This is a genomic window from Fluviicola taffensis DSM 16823 (assembly GCF_943372375.1).
Classification (GTDB): domain Bacteria; phylum Bacteroidota; class Bacteroidia; order Flavobacteriales_D; family Crocinitomicaceae; genus Fluviicola; species Fluviicola taffensis_A.
The window spans coordinates 428,429-445,568 of record NZ_CALRYJ010000001.1; the positions used below are offsets into that span (position 1 = coordinate 428,429).

Here is a 17,140-nt window from a genome sequence, read left to right on the forward strand (position 1 = left end):
TTTGCTTTAAAAGCGGCACTAAATTTTCGTCTTTTTATTACGCTACTGCTAAATTTAGACTTTAAGCTGCTGACCTAGATTTTAAACTTCACTCCCACTTGCAAATACAATGAAAAGTTCAAGCCACCGGAATGGAGGTAATTGGTGCAGATTCCAAAATTTGTGTAAAAGCGGTCAAAGGCGAACGAAAACGGATTGTTCTTATAAGCGGCGCCAATATAAACAGCATGAATCAATCCTGCACTTCCACGATCACTTAGAAAAGATAGATTACTTCCCACATATGCAGCCAATGTTGGGTGAAAATCATGGATTACGGACCGATTCGAATTTCCGATAAATGTCTGCTTGAACGGGTCATAGGAAAAAAATAAATAATCCGTCTTCACCATTGCCAAAATACGGGCTTTCAAGTCCACTCCGACATTGACACTGTATTCAAAACGGGTTCCGGTGTATTGGGCATACCCGGAAATAGTCGCTGCCCGGGAATCATAATTCCAGTAATTCGCTTCCAATCCGTATTCCAACGCATTCAATCCTCCTCTGGATTCAGGCAAACATTGATGTGGATTCAAGGTGTCCAGCGGATAATTGATCTTCAATGAATCACCAGCCGAAATACAGGTAGACCGATTGGAGTAGACATTCCAATCTTTGTTCTTTAAATAATCCCCTGAGACGGTTGCAAAGAAATAGGGTCTGTTCCGAATTCCAAACTTAGTTCGCCATTTGATCTCCTGATCATAATTCCTGTCCAAGTAATAAGATCTTGTCGGTGTAATATAATCCTGTGGCACAATGAGCACATATTCTCCTTCCAGGGTTTTCTTTCTCAGTTGCAAATTTTGCATCACATAGACTTCAGGCAAGAGTTCCGACTTCAGTTTCAACGGAGCATTCATGTCTTTATCACAAACCATGCATTCATTGTAATCCTCCCGAACTTCTTTCTTGGTCAAAATCCCATACGACTCGAAATCCACTTCCTTGATTCGTGCCCGATACCGCTCATGTCTCCACCATCCTTCACCACTTAGTTCCAGTTTCCACTTGACGATTTTTGCGTATTGCGAGTTTTTTGTAAGTGTATAATAAACCTGATTCTTGGAAAAGAGATGCGGTTCCATTTCCAAAACCACGTAATTCGTCCTTCCATCATTGAACCGGATGATGTTGCAGTTTTTCATGATTGAATCCGAAAGGACAAAGCAGGTTTTCGTATTCCCAAAATATTCGTACAATTCAGTCGTGTCCTCCACCAATCGTCTGCCTGCGTAGAACAAATGAATCTCCACTCTTCTATGATTCTCATTGGGATTTCGAAGGGCATTCTCCTCTCCTCTGGCAAAGCTTGAAATGATGGTTTTTGCAGGAAGGATCTCTTCGAGGAAATCCTTGACCTTGTCGGCACGTTTTTTTGAAAGTCGGAAGTTGAGTCTCTTCTTACCTGTCGAATCAGCAAATCCGATGACTTGTAAACTGTCGATTTTCTTTAGGTTGTGCGAAAAGATGTATTTATTGATTTCCTGCTTGTTATCTTCCAGGAGTTTATAATCACCGCTCGGATAATAAATGGAAAATACTTCTTGTGCATGAGCCTGGTTACCAAATACCAAAAGTATCAGTAAAAAGCCCGTTTTTTTACTAAACGAAAAAAGACCCATCTGCCATGGCGGACGGGTCTCTTGATTTCTTTTCCGCATCACGGGAGCGAATATAGTTTTTATCCCCAATTGAGCAATAGCTCTAAGAATTTATTCGTGAACAATCAATTTAAATCCTTTTCCGTGGATGTTCAAAATCTCAATGCGTTCATCTTCCTTCAAAAGCTTCCGCAATTTTGCAATGTATACATCCATTGAACGACCATTGAAGTAATTGTCATCACCCCAAATTGCACGCAAAGCTGCTTGTCTATCCAATACTTCGTTTCTGTTTTTACACAACAAGTGAAGCAATTGACCTTCTTTCGTAGTCAACTTCTTGTTTTCTTCCTTCAAATGAAGGATTCGTGAAACGGGCTCGTATTGGATTGTCCCGATCTGTTGCATTTCGCTTTCTTCATTATCCGAAGGGCTTGTGCGTCTTAAAATTGCCTCGATACGCGCCAACAACTCTTCCATGGTGAAAGGTTTTGTCATGTAATCATCCGCACCACTTTCAAAACCTTCCAATTTATCTTCCTTCATCGCTTTTGCAGTAAGGAAAAGGATTGGAACCTTGGGATCGATCAATCGCACTTCTTTTGCAAGTGTAAAGCCGTCCATCTCAGGCATCATCACATCAAAAATACAGAAATCGAAATGTCCGTCCGTGTATTTTTCATATGCATGCTTTCCATTGCGAGCAAGCTCAACCTGGTAACCTTTAGCTTTAAGAAAAGTCTGCAATAATTGACCTAAATTGTCGTCGTCCTCTGCTAATAAAATTGATTTTTGCTTCCCCATAATTATCTTTTTATTGTTACACGAAATTCTGAACCTTCCCCTACCTGACTTGTTACGTGAAGGCTCCAACCGAACATGTCTGAGAGTGCTTTCACATAACTCAATCCCAAACCGAAACCTTTCACATTGTGAACGTTCCCAGTCGGAACACGGTACAATTTATCAAATATTTTCGAGATATGTTCACGTTTTATTCCAATTCCTTTATCAATCACGGACAATTCCAAGCGATCTGCGAAAACTTCCAGTTTCACCGTCACATGGATTTTGTCCTTACTGTATTTGACTGCATTATCAACCAAATTGTTCACCATATTGGTGAAGTGCATCCGGTCAGCCTCAATAAATACCTCTTCCTTAGGCATTTGAAGAATCAATTCGCCATCCAATCCTGCAATCCGGAAAGAAGCAGTTTTTGCCACCGATTGAATGACTTCAATTACTGGAACTTGTTCCATCTGTACCTTCAATTCACCGCGATCGATCACCGCACTTTGCAAAATGGATTCCACCAATACTCCCAAACGCTTGTTTTCCTCCTGGATCATCTTAACAAATGGAGCAGCGGTTTCCGTTTGACCACCCATCATGGAAGGATCATGCATCGCTTCACATGCCAGGGAAATTGTTGAAATCGGCGTCTTGAACTCATGTGTCATATTCGAGATGAAATCATTTTTCAATTCATACAACTTCTTTTGAGTCAAAATGGTACGGAACATATACGAAATGGTGATAATAATCAAGATGGCAAGTATCAGACTCACGATGAGCAAACTTCCCATCGACTTCAAAACGAAGAACTTGCTGTTCGGAAAATTCAGATGCAATGAAAGCTTGTCTTCCAAAATCTTATTTGGAAACAGCATGGCTACCTGTGTTTTTACAGTATCCAACTTCTCATCGTAGTTCGCCAAACCTTGTTTGAACTTGACCGGTTCGTTGTTTTCCTCTACGATTACGAATTTGAAGTCATCGGGTAATTTATCAGCTACCAATTCTTTCCGTATGATTGAATCCAAAATCTTCAGATTGATTCGTTTTTCCGGATCCAGGTACATGTTATCCCGAAATGTTTCCACCATCAATTCGTTGATGTATTTCGCTTTCTTGACAATCTTGTGCATCACACGCTGATCCAAATGGTAGGCTGCCCGAACGGAATCTTTATGGAACAAACTGGTTCCGCCACCATCGAATAATTCGTGAATCTGTCTTACATCGCGGGCCAGAACTTCCTGCTTGGAGTATAATCCGGAAATCGAGTCATAACTATTTCCTGTTACAATCAGGTAATTTTCCAATCTTCCCTTTACATTCAACACTGTATCGCGAATGGAAATGGATTCTTTCACCTCGAATAAATTTTGGAATTCTTCTTGGAGAACATCTCTGTATTGGCCTGAAACATCCTTGCTCATCAAGCTGGAATACCTGCGCAAATCCTCTACTTTCTCATAACGAATGGCTATTCGTTCCAGCGCTGTGTTGACTTTACTCTTGAAATCATCTGATTTTCGGTCGTATAGCTGTAAGGTTTGGAAGATTTGAATCAACAAGAGTGCAAGCATGGCTATCCATACTGCTGTAATTACGAGATTGATCCGAATCTTAATCATAGAATAACGAATGTAGGTGAAATGTTAAAATTAACGATTCACTTAACGTTTTTTATGATGGATTTTATGGTTAATTTCGGCGGTAAAGAATGGTCTATGCAAATCCCTCAACTAACCGTTACCCGATTTTTAGCTAGTATCTCCATTGTCATTCTTCATTTCGGGTTGTTTAGCTGGCCTATGAATACAAAGCATATTTCCCAATTTGGGGGTGATCTCATTAACGGAATTACCTACTTTTTTGTATTATCCGGTTTTATATTGGTGGTATCGCAAGCGAAAAATAACGAATTACCCGATCAAATTGAAAAGAAATTATTTTGGAAGCGGCGTTTCGCGCGCATTTACCCGGTTTATTTTTTATCCATTATTCTTTTTTTTGCAGTCAGGTTCGAATACGACCCAAGTATTTCCCTCGTTTGGCAGGTCAATCAGTATTTTTTCTCCCTTTTCCTACTTCAATCTTGGAAATACAAAATAGCTTTAGACATTAACTTTCCTGCCTGGTCACTGTCTGTTGAAGTATTCTTTTACTTCATTTTCCCTTGGATCTATTACTATATTGTACGACTCAAAAATAAATTCATACTGATTTTAGCTCTTGTTTCATGGTGTTTAAATATTCTGACAATTCAATGGTTAATGACGGAAAATGCCCCCAGCTATTTCATGAATTATTTTCCATTATTGCATGTCTCAACATTCCTAATCGGTATTTGCGCGGGAATTCTGTTCGCACGGAATCAATCTTGGCTTATCCTGCAGAGGAGGAAGATTTATGTCCTTGTTATTTTAAGTGGGATCTATTTCCTATGGGGAATGTATTGTGACACAATAGCGCATGAACGTTTTAGACAAAACGGGTATATGGCATTGTATTTTGGACTTTTTATAATAGCTGTTTCAGTAATACAGGGAAAAGTAAAGACGATACTTTCTTGGAAACCACTTCAATTTTTAGGAGAGATTAGCTATTCTGTGTACATTTTTCAATTCATCGTGCTGTTAGTTTGTCAGCGATATATTCCAGCAATGTCCGATAAAAAAGAGACAAAACTATTTTGGCTTTATGTACTGATTTTGCTAGTTTTTTCGGCTATCGTATACTTGTCTTTTGAAAAACCGATGCGCCGTTTACTCACTAAACGATCAAAAGGATAAGATTACTTCTTCTTATTTCCCTTTTTCTTTGGCTTGCCATATTTATCCTGCATGGCTTTCTTATGATTGTAGCGAACGTTGACTTTTTTGTTTTTGTCTTTCTTTTCGTGAAATGCAGGTCCGGCTTGACCTTTTGGTGTTTTAACCAGGGTTTTCATCCCCACCTGAGGTTTTTCGAAATCCAAAACCAACTCGGACAATTCCACTTCCTCCGGAAAATCCTGAATTGTCACCTCTTTATTCATGAACGCTTCAATCTGGGCAAATAATTCTCTGTCCTTTTCCGTCACAAAGCTGATCGCATGACCTTCCTTATCCTGACGACCTGTTCTACCGATTCGATGAATGTAATTTTCCTGGTTATCCGGAATATCGAAGTTAAAGACATGTGTCACATCCGTCACATCAATACCACGTGCGATCAAATCCGTTGCAATTAATACCTTGTAAATCCCACTCTGAAAATGGTTCACGGCATTAAACCGGAAGTTCTGAGCTTTTTGGGAGTGAATAATTCCCAATTCAACGCTGAAGATTGGTTCCAATTCCTCAAACAGTTTTTCAGCTAAGACGCGAGAAGAAACGAATACAAGCACTTTGGTCATATCCTTGTGCTCTTCAAGCAGGTGTTTCAACAAATTGACCTTTGAAGTGAAATTCGGAACCGCAATCGCTTCCTGTTTGATCTTTTCCAAAGGAGTTCCTACGCGCGCCGCTTCAATTTTAATCGGATTGTCGAAATAGGCTTCAAGAAATGCTTCCACTTCTTCTGAAAGCGTTGCGGAAAACAATAGATTCTGTCTTTTTTCGGGAAGCAGCTCAAAAATACGCATCAACTGTGGTCTGAAACCTAAGTTCAGTGTTTCATCCACCTCATCGATCACCACTTTTTTAACATGCTTCAGTTGTAATGATCCATTTGCGTGCAGGTCAAATATACGGCCAGGAGTTCCAACCAATACATCCAATCCTTGTAAAACCATGGATGCTTGTGTATTGATATTTGCCCCACCATAAACGCCACCGACAGCAACATTCATGTGCGGTGTCAATTTTTCGACCTCGCGCACCACCTGAACAACTAACTCCCTAGTCGGAACTATAATCAGAATTTGTGGATGCGGTTCTTTGGAAAACTTCCACAGAGAAAGCGTGGGAAGCAAATAAGCCAATGTTTTCCCGGTTCCGGTTTGAGCTAAACCAATCACATCTTTTCCAGACATCATCACGGAAAATCCAGCCGACTGAATAGTTGTTGGAGTAGTATAATCCAACTCATCCAATGCAGTAAGTATTGGTTTTTTGATATTTAAATCGTGAAATGTCATGCGGAAAATTTTCACAAAGGTAATCAATCCATTTGTGTATACTTTGAATGGGTTCCACTTTCTGAAAAATTGGCTTTTCAAGAAATCGAGGGGTTGGTAGATAAAAACAGGATTTATTTCGTCCGATCCTAGTGAAAAGAAATACGGTGGTGGAATAAAAACAAAAAACCCGGACGTCCCGACAAAATCGTCGGGAGTCCGGATTCAACTCTTGCTATGAGTTTGTTGGTTGGTACTTTATCCTGAATTGTTGTTGACGCTGTAACTCCCAGTTCTTTTTCGATTCAGGATCAGCCTCCGTGGAAATTACATTTTAGGCATCAACACTTTATCAATCACATGAATCACCCCATTTGATTGATACACATCGTATGTAGAGATGTTTGCAACGTTTCCTGCTTCGTCTTTCAATGTAATGTTGTGATCACCATTCATCATAGCCCACAATTTACCTCCGGCAACAGTTGTCATTTCAGCTTTACCTCCACCTTTTTTAATTGCTGCTGCAATCGTGTTGAAGTCCATTTTACCGGCAACAACGTGGTAAGTCAATACTTTCACCAATGTTCCTTTATTTTCCGGTTTCAACAATGTTTCTACAGTTCCGGCAGGAAGGTTTTCGAATGCATCATTTACAGGTGCAAATACGGTGAAAGGACCCTTTCCTTGTAATGTTTCAACTAATCCACCAGCTTTTACTGCTGCTACTAAAGTTGTGTGATCTTTTGAATTAACCGCATTCTCAATAATGTTTTTTGCAGGATACATAGACTCTCCACCAACCATGACCGTTTTGTCTTGAGCGAATGAGTTAGAAAAGATTGCTGTTGTAGCAATTAATGCGATTGATAATAAACCCTTTTTCATAATCGTTAAGTTTTGAATTAAATAATTTTGACTCAGTTACGACCAGTAAAAAGTTTTGGATTTTTGAAAGTGAAAAAAAATTGAAATTTATTTACTAATAGACCTTAAAAGGCTAAAAAACAACGTTCTAAAATTTATTGTTTTTATATCTTGTTCGATAAATACAAGTGATTCTATATTTCCCACAAATGCGCAAATTTTTAGCGCTCCTACCGGTAGCGCTTATCCACAATCCATGCGAGAGCGGTAGCCGAGCCATTTAATTTGTGTATTTGTGGTAAAAGAAAAAGAGGGATATGATAGATACTTTCTTCTAATTCAACAATAAAAGACCTACTGTGAAATAGATAAACAGACCCAATACGTCATTCGTGGTGGTAACGAAGGGACCTGTTGCCAGAGCAGGATCAATTTTATAGCGATTCAGGATCAACGGAATCATTGTTCCGAAGATGGCAGCGAAAATAGTTACGGTAAATAGTGAGATCCCGACAACCAAAGCCAAGCGGTAATCATTGAAGAAGTAAGAAATTCCGAAAATCAATGAGGAACAAAGCAAACCGTTCACCAAACCGACAATGGCTTCTTTCCCCACTTTTGAAAAGATACTATCAAAGGGGTCATTGCCACGGGCAAGCGATTGCACGATGATTGCAGAAGACTGTACTCCTACATTTCCTCCCATCGCAGTAATCAATGGAATAAAAAAGGCAAGAGCCGGAAGATGGGTAATATTCGTTTCAAAACGCGAGATAACTTGTGCACTCAAAATTCCACCCAGCATTCCAATCAGCAACCAAGGCAAACGCGCTCGTGAAATACGAAAAACACTGGAATTGGATTCCACTTTCTCCGAGATACCCGAAGCCAATTGGAAATCCTTGTCCGCTTCCTCCTTGATCACGTCCACGACATCATCGATGGTAATGCGTCCGACCAATTTTCCTTGCAGGTCAACAACCGGTACCGAAACCAAATCGTATTTTCCCATCACTTTCGCAACCTTTTCAGAAGAATCACTGGTAGTGACAAATATCAAATTCTTGCCTTCGTATAGATCCCGAATCGGGGTTTTCGGACTCGCAAAAAGCAATCTTTTCAATGAAAGTACTCCGACCAACTTGTTCAAGTCATCGATCACATAAATCGTATAAACCTGCTCCACATCTTCTGCTTGTCTTCGAAGTTCAACCAATGCGCGATTCACCGGCCAGTCCACTCTAGCCTGGATAAACTCCTTTTGCATGAGTCCCCCGGCGGTGTCTTCATCGTAATTCAAGAGATCAACGATGTCATCAGCAGCCTCGTCATCCTCCATTTGAGAAATGACCTCCTGGATCTTATCATCAGGAAGTTCCCCCAGGATATCGGCGGCATCATCGGAATCCAAATTCTCCAGCTGCTCTGCCATTTCCTTGGACGACAAAGTCCCCAGGAAACGATCACGTACCTCTTCCTCCAACTCCATCAGAACATCTGCCTGAAGTTCTTCGTCCAACTGATAATACAGATACTTGGATTGCTCCATGGATAATTCATCCATGATATCAGCAATATCGGCAAAGTGGAGGTCTGTAATGTGCTGTTTAACCCATTGGTCATCCTCCGACGAGATGGCTTGTCGGATGCGCTCTAAGAATTCTTTCGTTAGTTCGAAACGCATGGATACTCAATTTTGATGCAAAAGTAAGTCTTTAAAACCCAAGAACCAACCAATTGTCGGTTACATGAATATTAAATCTAAATAAGGTTGTCTTCGACTACGTTTTGCCAGCTTATGAGTTTAAAAAGTTCAAAGTGTTCCATTCACAATTATTTAAACGGTTGAACGATTGAAGCTTTTGAACGAGGGAACTAATCTTTCGGATACAAAATCTTCCTTCCCGTAATGAAGAAGGCGAAAAAGAAAGCTACAAATGTCACACCCGTTTGGGTTTGTAAAGTGTCCTCAATCAAATAAGAAAGTAAGGTGATCACCAGGAAACCAGTCCATTCGAATGCATTAATTTTCAACGCAGTAGTAAACTGGGCAATCCACAAACTGATAAAAGCAATAAAACAAAACATTCCGCCGGCGATCCAAGTGGTCAGAAATTGATTGTGTGTCAAATGCTGATTTTCAATGGTGAGTTTTGAATGATTCGATTCATAGGCTTGTGCAAAAGATGCTTTCAGATCCCCAACTCCGACTCCACTGACCGGATGTCCTTTTATAATGGTGATTCCTGCCTTCAAAGATTCTATTTTTTCCAAAAGTGATTTTCCATTTGGATTTTCAGCATCATTCAATTGACCACGCATGCGGTATATCTGAGCAGAGATTCCACCTTTTGCCATCTCCACCGAAGCGAATCCACGTTCGACATTTCGAATATCCTGTTTGCTCATCTTTTGAAAATCAACCGAATCTTTTCTCAATCCTTTGGAGGTCATGTATCTCCATAAAATATCCCGAACCGGATTTCCTTTCAGATCCACACCGGTATCATAATTCACTTTGGAACATTTTGACCATTCGTTTCTCAATTCTCCTTCTGCAACGAAAGCCTGAACGGGATATCCATTTTCCCAATTGATGCTGTCCATCAAATCGAAGGTATAGAGGTTCCCATTCACGGACCTGGTTCCATAATTGGCAACGCTGATTTTCACTTTTTGGGGAATGGGTTGAAGTTTCACATAAAGGAAGATTCCAACGAACAGAACACAAGCGCTGAATGAAGCAATAAAAGTTCTTTTTATCCAACGAATTCGAATGGATTTCACTTTAAACCAAAACATCATCAAGATCACACCGGAAAGTGTAAACATTCCCATTCCAATTTGAGAAAGAATGGTATAAAAAATGAACCAGATTGCCAATAACGCTGCGATCCAACGATATGGAAACTTCCGGATCCACCATGCTGCGCAAAATACCACCGCAAGTATGATCATCATTGCATAACGCAAATGCGAGACAAATAATGAAAGGCTTCGGATATCATCGTAGATTTTGGATCCCCACCAATGAAAGTAGGTTCCTACATTGATAAAACTGGTGAGGAAAACAGCCGCCAAAAAGCTTAAAGCAACCCATTTGTAATGTTTGAAGGCAGTTAAAGGAATCGCTACGATGGTAAGTGGAATTACATAAAGCGTTAGTTCCCTGCGAATAACATCCCACGCTTCCGCTTTGTTTGCCGACCACCAGACGGAAAGGAGTTCGATTGCGAAATAGGCAAACAAGAGCCACAGCCATTTGTTGGAACTCCAATTTTTCCAGACGGTTTTCCAATCCCAGAGCAAAATGACATTCAGCCCTAAAAGCATCATTCCAATTGAAAGGGGAATTTTGCTAAAAGGCAATCCAGCTGCAATTCCCATCATTGCAACCAATTGAATATAATAATGAACGGGCTTACCGGTCAGTCTATCCAGCATAAGTAATCGCTATATGAATCGATAACGCTTATTTTCCAAGAATAGTATTTAGCTTTTTGGTATCGGATAGAACTTCAACTGCTTTTTGAACATCTTTATCGAATTGGAACGCTTGTTCTGCGCGACCATTCTGATAATAGTAACGCGATACGATCTCGCTGGATAAAATGTCATTAATCTCTTCCTTGAATTTATCCAAATCCCGTTCCTTTGATGGAGTCACTTTCGACAATAACTGTTCGTAGTCGGATTTAATGTCCTCAAAATAACCTTCGTCCTCAGCCGTTTTCTTCATGCGCTCCAATTGTTCCTCGGACGCTGTCGAATAGGTAAATTCCTGTTTCAATGCATAAGCTTTGAATGCTGCATAGTCTTCCGTACTTAATTGGAAAGTCTTTGCCGGACCGATTGTTTCGTGTGAACGCTTGTAATCCGTTGCGTAATTGAAGATAACGTTATTGCTAACCAACATCAATAGCAAACGCGAATAATCACCTTTCTCCACAACGATATCCGGTTCGATCCCTCTTCCATCAATCACTTTTCGCCCGTTTGCAGTTGTAAATGATTTCAACAAGGAATCTGCGATAGCTTTAGGTTTATCATCCAATTCTTTATCGTAGTATTCCAAACGTTGCACACAACGACCGGATGGTGTATAATATTTAGAGATTGTCAATTTGATTTTCGAACCGTATTTCAGATCAAACGTGCGTTGAACCAACCCTTTTCCATAGGAATTCTCTCCGATAATCACTGCACGATCCAAATCCTGCAAGCTTCCCGAAACAATTTCGGATGCTGAAGCCGAACCTCCATCCACCAAGACAACTAATGGAATCGTCAGATCCAAAGGATCCGCAGATGTTGCATAGGTTCTGTTTTCTTCCGGAATACGTCCTTTGGTTGTCACAACTGTCTGTCCCTTTTTCACAAAGACATTCACAATTTTTACTGCTTCAATCAATAAACCACCGCCATTTCCGCGCAAATCCAACACCAACGAAGTCATTCCTTGTTGTTTCAATTTTCCGTAAGCTGAAATCACTTCAGCAGAAGCGGTTTGCGTAAAGCTATTCAATTTGATGTATCCGGTAGTTCCATTGTTCAGCATTCCGAAATACGGAACATCCGCCAATTTGATTTCATCACGTGTGATGGAGATTGTTTTTTCCTGTCCGGCACGATCCACTTTCAATTGAATCGTGGAACCTTTCGGTCCGCGCAAGGCATCTGAAACCTCATCACTCGGTTTGCCCTTCATATCTTTTCCGTCAATGGAAAGAATCTTATCTCCGGCCATTGCTCCGGATGTTTGTGCCGGTTTTCCTTCGTAAGGTTCTGCAATAAAGGTGTAATCGCCCATTTTCCGAATCAACGCACCGATTCCACCGTATTGTCCGGTTGTCATCATGCGGTAATCTTCCATGTTTGATTCATGGTAATAAACCGTGTACGGATCCAATTGTTTCAACATGGCATCAATAGCCGTTTTACTCATTTCTCCCGGCTTGATCTCATCCACATAGTTGGTTTCCAATTGCTGGAAAATGAGATCCATCAATTCCATGGATTTAATTTCCTCAAATCCGTTAGACTGTGCTTTTAGTGGAGAACTGAACCCGATAAGGATGCTTACCAAGGCGAAAACATGCAAGAATTGCTTCATATTTTTAAATTTCTTTAACTGCGCTACCACTTGATTTTCATCAAAAGCTTCGCTTTTTCTAGTGTGATGTCTTTCAAAAACCATTCCGTAAAATGGTGTCTAAGGAGGTAAAAATACCGAAAGATTGGGAAAAGGATTGGTTTTTTTAGGTTTTTTGACGAATCGTAAAATAAACAAACAACCCTAGATTTATCATAAGCCCGCACATTTGTAGCAATACATTTGTTTTCCCACTGATGCACAGATAAGTTAGATGCGCCTACCGGCCGCATCAGCAACCCGTCTTTTTCCAATCATTATATCGAACTTAGGAAGCCTAATTATCTCAATGTCTTATTGGAGTTGGTTTAATTGTGGATTTCAAAAACAAGCATTTTAATAAAAAGAATTATCCTTACCGAAAGTTCTAGTTTATGTAGACTAAATGCCACTTTATGACATGCGAGACTGATAAGCTCGCTTTTAATTTGTGAATCTGTAGGAGAAAAACACCTAGGATTATTATGGATAGTCTGATTAAGCTTCGCCTTTCAATTCAGCAATGAGTTTCACTAGCAGTTTCCGCACAGATTTTTCCAACTCCTGATAAGTCAAGACTTCCTTGTTGGTATAAATGATGAAGAGTGACAATTGCTTTCCGGATTCATTCAATACATCTTCCAGGGGTTGTTTCTCTTTGCGCAAAACCTCTTTCATCAAACGCTTCACATAATTGCGGTCATGCGCCCTTTTAAACTGACGTTTTGGAGCAGAAAGTACGACTTGAAAAGGAACCTTTTCCACCGATTCGCTTTCGGAATAATACACCTTTAACGGAAACGCACGCAGCTGCTTTCCCTCGTTAAAGAGAAAGTCAATCGTTTTCCGACTGCAGAGTTTGTATGCTTTTCCGAAATTCTCACTCATATTGTTACTTGGGAGGACCTAACCAATCTCCCCCTTCGAAGGGGGACAAAGGGGGATGGCCACCCCTCTTGTTCTCCCCTCAAGGGGAGACATGAATCCTCTATTTAACCGTCCAGGTCACGCCATCCTTGCCGTCTTTCACAACAATTCCAGCTTCTGCCAAACGGTCTCTGATTTTATCTGATGTGCTCCAATCCTTGTTTTCACGTGCCGATTTACGCATATCCAATACCAAATCCATTGCCGCCGTCAAAGCGCCATCTGAACCTGCAGAACTTTTTTCAATGGTCAAACCGAGAACATCGAATACGAATCCGGTGAATTCCTTGGTCAACAATTCCAAATCACCTGAAGTGATTGTTGCTTTCCCTTCCGAAACAGTATTGATGTATTTCACCGCTTCAAACAACCCTGCTACCAGCATCGGTGCATTGAAATCGTCGTTCATTGCTTTATATAATGAATCTACCAGCGCTTGAACATTCTGGGAAGAAGTATCTGCCGTTTCCAAAGAACCTAGTTTCCCGTATGCTTCAGATAGACGCGTAAATCCTTTTTCTGCTGCGTTCAACGAATCCGGTGTGAAATCCAGGGTACTGCGGTAATGCGCCTGCATCATGCAAAAACGGATCACTTGTGGCGAATACGGTTTGTCAAACACCTCCGTCGTTCCATCCACGATTTCCTTTGGCAAGAAGTAATTCCCCAGGGATTTGGACATTTTCTGTCCGTTCACGTTCAACATGTTTGCATGCATCCAGTAATTTGCGGGACTTACGCCTGCAGAACCGCAACTTTGTGCAATTTCATCCTCGTGATGCGGGAATTTCAGATCCAATCCACCTCCGTGAATATCAAACTGATCTCCCAAATATTTCGTGCTCATGGCAGTACATTCGATGTGCCAACCCGGGTTTCCATCGCCCCACGGTGAGCGCCAGATCTGCATATCGTCCGGATTTGCCTTTTTCCACAAGGCGAAATCTGCGAAGAAGCGTTTTTCATCCTGTGCATTCAATTCGCGGGTTTCTTCCGCCAATTCATCTACTTTCCGACCGCTCAGGATTCCATATTCGAATTTCTCTCCGTAAGCGCGCACATCAAAATATACCGATCCGTTCACCACGTAAGCGAATCCGTTCTCGATGATTTTCTCAATCACTTCGATTTGCTCCTGAATATGTCCGGTAGCTGTAGGCTCAATGGACGGAGGCAACAAGTTGTATATGCGTTGCAAATCCTGGAATTTCACGTTGTATTTGTACACGATCTCCAAGGATTGAACTTGCTCCACACGTGCAGCTTTTCCAATCGAATCAACCGCTTCACCAGCCGAATTCGTAATATGCCCGGCGTCCGTAATGTTGCGCACATACTTCACCTGGTAACCCAAATAGAGCAAGTAGCGGTAAATCAAATCGAAATTGATGAAGGTACGCATGTTCCCCATGTGCGGCTCGCTATAAAGCGTAGGTCCACAGACATACATTCCCACCTTACCGGCGATTATGGGCTTAAACACTTCTTTTTCACCAGAAAGGCTGTTGTAAATCAACAAGGGAGTATTGGGATTCATGTGTATGTATTCAAAAGATTTTGTAGTGCGAAGATAGGGAGAATTAGGAGAATTGAAAATGGAGAATGAATAAGAGGAGCTCCGTCACCTCCAGCACTTAGTTATTGAAGGTTTTGATTTGTTAAAAGCAATTAAAAAAGTCATGGAGCTATGAAGTATTCTAGTTTCAGATTTAAAGAGTTACCGGATAAGAAATTTCATTGTTCGGATTGATAATCAACAAAATAATTTCTTGATTTTCTCCAAAATAATTCTGAACTTAAATAAGGAAAAGGTCTTTTCTTGCCTTTAAACCTCATTTTTTAAACTATTCGCTTTTATGAAATTAACTTCAGAACAAAAAGAAATTTTAAGTGGATCCGGAAACATGAAAATCAATGCTGTTGCCGGATCCGGGAAGACCACTACGATTATCGAGTATGCTAAAAGCAAACCTGCTAAAAGCAAAATTCTTTACCTGGCATTCAACAGATCAGTGAAATTGGACGCAAAGAGAAAATTCCAACAGCAAGGTCTCAAAAATGTAACCGTTGAAACAGCCCATTCCCTCGCTTATCGGCATATTGTGATGAATAGTCCTTATCGAATTAATGCACAAGGTTATAAAATTCATGAGATTGCCAAGATCCTGGCACTCATTGGTGACGGAGAAAAGCATTCTGAATTTGTTCTGGCAAATCATATCAAGAAATACTTTTCCTACTTCTGCAATAGTGATAAACGAACCTTTGAAGATTTGGATTACCTGGAAATTGTTACCGGTTTTAAGGCGAAAGCATTTGTTAAACTTCATTATTCCTATATCTTAAAGAATACGAAGGAATTATTTGAAAAAATGGAGCAGGGTAAAATGGATATTACTCACGATTTTTATCTGAAGAAATTTCAATTATCAAATCCTAAACTCGCTTATGACTATATTCTTTTTGACGAAGGTCAAGACGCTTCTGCAGCCATGCTGGAAGTTTTCTTCAATCAGGAAGCTGTAAAAGTGATTGTTGGGGATACACATCAACAGATCTATAGTTGGCGCTTTGCAGTCAATTCTTTGGAGAAGGCAGATTACCAAACTTATTTTCTTTCTAATAGCTTTCGTTTCAATCAAGAAATTGCAGATTTGGCGCTATCTGTATTGAATTGGAAGAAATATTTGGATTTAAAGGTCAATCTGACCATTATTGGAAGTGCAAAAAATAAGGAATTAAAATCTAAAGCTATCATTGCACGTACAAATTTGGGCTTGCTTTTAAAGGCCATCGAGTTCGTAACAAAAAATAAACAGGTTCAAAACATCTATTTCGAAGGAAATTTCAATTCCTATACTTACGCAGAAGATGGGGCATCTCTTTACGATGTTTTGAATTTGTACAACAACAAACGGAGATTAATTCGAGATAAGCTAATCCAGGAAATGCAATCGATACAAGAATTGGAAGGGTATATTTCGAAAACGGAAGACCTTGAGCTTGGAATGATGGTGGAAATAGTGAAAGAATATGGAAACGAAATTCCGGAAATTATTAAAACTATCAAGGAAAAACACTTAAATCATGATGATAAAGAACAGGCTGAAATGATTTTCTCGACTGTTCATCGCTGCAAGGGAATGGAATATGATTCGATTGAATTGGCAAACGATTTCATTACAGAAGAAAAAATAAAGAAAGCTGCTGTCGAACTAAAAAAAGCAAATCTGGACTACACCAAACTAAACGAAGAAATAAATTTGCTATATGTTGCTATTACACGTACTAAGAACAAATTATCAATTCCCGCACTTTTGATTCCGACTTCATTTCAAATAACTGAAAATTCAGAAACAATCCACCTATTAGAGGTTGAACCTGAGTTCGGAGATCAGGCTGAAATTGTCACTAAAGAAATAACCAATTCGAAGGTTCCTCCTCCAAAAAGTTATTCTGTAGAAGAATTTAGAACCAGACATAAAGATGCATACAAACCCTGGACAGACGAGTTCGACATTCAACTCTCCGAAATGTTTATAGAAGGTATGAGTATAAAAAACCTATCTACCCATTTTGGAAGAACAAACGGTGCCATTCGTTCTCGCATCTCCAAATTGAATCTGGAAAAATAACGATCAGTTAACTCCTGTGTGATAATCACTGATTGGAACTCCC

General features: G+C 40.1%; 12 protein-coding genes. 2 read left to right on the forward strand and 10 right to left on the reverse strand.

Annotated features, from left to right (window positions below; translation table 11 throughout):
• Positions 1–74: 74 nt before the first annotated feature.
• From AAG807_RS01795 to AAG807_RS01805, 3 genes are read right to left on the reverse strand one after another with little or no spacing between them, the layout of a single operon-like run.
• Positions 75–1,706 carry an OmpA family protein gene (locus AAG807_RS01795; protein WP_341900242.1) on the reverse strand — a complete coding sequence of 544 codons (1,632 nt, stop codon included), beginning with the start codon at positions 1,704–1,706 and terminating at the stop codon, positions 75–77.
• Between the two features lie 51 nt (positions 1,707–1,757).
• On the reverse strand, positions 1,758–2,450 hold the full coding sequence (locus tag AAG807_RS01800; RefSeq protein ID WP_341900244.1) for a response regulator transcription factor: 693 nt from the start codon (positions 2,448–2,450) through the stop codon (positions 1,758–1,760).
• Positions 2,451–2,452: 2 nt separating this feature from the next.
• Positions 2,453–4,069 (reverse strand): HAMP domain-containing sensor histidine kinase, encoded by a 1,617-nt coding sequence (locus AAG807_RS01805; protein WP_341900245.1) that lies wholly within the window; start codon positions 4,067–4,069, stop codon positions 2,453–2,455.
• 96 nt (positions 4,070–4,165) lie between these two features.
• Between AAG807_RS01805 and AAG807_RS01810 the strand changes: the two genes are divergently transcribed.
• A complete protein-coding gene (locus AAG807_RS01810; RefSeq protein WP_341900247.1) occupies positions 4,166–5,230 on the forward strand; it encodes an acyltransferase in 1,065 nt (354 codons plus the stop codon).
• A gap of 2 nt (positions 5,231–5,232) precedes the next feature.
• On the opposite strand, the gene AAG807_RS01815 is transcribed toward AAG807_RS01810, so the two are convergent.
• From AAG807_RS01815 to cysS, 7 genes are all read right to left on the reverse strand, one after another.
• On the reverse strand, positions 5,233–6,558 hold the full coding sequence (locus AAG807_RS01815; protein WP_341900249.1) for a DEAD/DEAH box helicase: 1,326 nt from the start codon (positions 6,556–6,558) through the stop codon (positions 5,233–5,235).
• 306 nt (positions 6,559–6,864) lie between these two features.
• Positions 6,865–7,425, reverse strand: coding sequence for a fasciclin domain-containing protein (locus AAG807_RS01820; RefSeq protein WP_341900250.1), 561 nt, complete (start codon positions 7,423–7,425; stop codon positions 6,865–6,867).
• 313 nt (positions 7,426–7,738) lie between these two features.
• Entirely contained in the window at positions 7,739–9,088 is a 1,350-nt protein-coding gene (gene mgtE, locus AAG807_RS01825; RefSeq protein ID WP_341900252.1) for a magnesium transporter, read from the reverse strand.
• A 191-nt stretch (positions 9,089–9,279) separates the two neighbouring features.
• Positions 9,280–10,848, reverse strand: coding sequence for an O-antigen ligase family protein (locus AAG807_RS01830; RefSeq protein ID WP_341900254.1), 1,569 nt, complete (start codon positions 10,846–10,848; stop codon positions 9,280–9,282).
• Positions 10,849–10,876: 28 nt separating this feature from the next.
• Complete coding sequence (locus tag AAG807_RS01835; protein WP_341900256.1) at positions 10,877–12,517, reverse strand: S41 family peptidase; 1,641 nt, start codon at positions 12,515–12,517, stop codon at positions 10,877–10,879.
• Positions 12,518–13,033: 516 nt separating this feature from the next.
• The gene (rnpA, locus tag AAG807_RS01840) at positions 13,034–13,423 is read right to left on the reverse strand and encodes a ribonuclease P protein component (protein ID WP_341900258.1); all 390 of its coding nucleotides are present in this window, start codon (positions 13,421–13,423) and stop codon (positions 13,034–13,036) included.
• A gap of 100 nt (positions 13,424–13,523) precedes the next feature.
• Positions 13,524–14,999 (reverse strand): cysteine--tRNA ligase, encoded by a 1,476-nt coding sequence (cysS, locus tag AAG807_RS01845; RefSeq protein ID WP_341900260.1) that lies wholly within the window; start codon positions 14,997–14,999, stop codon positions 13,524–13,526.
• Positions 15,000–15,318: 319 nt separating this feature from the next.
• On the opposite strand from cysS, the gene AAG807_RS01850 reads away from it, so the two are divergent.
• Positions 15,319–17,097, forward strand: a complete 1,779-nt coding sequence (locus AAG807_RS01850) for a UvrD-helicase domain-containing protein (protein WP_341900262.1) — start codon at positions 15,319–15,321, stop codon at positions 17,095–17,097.
• Positions 17,098–17,140: the final 43 nt, after the last annotated feature.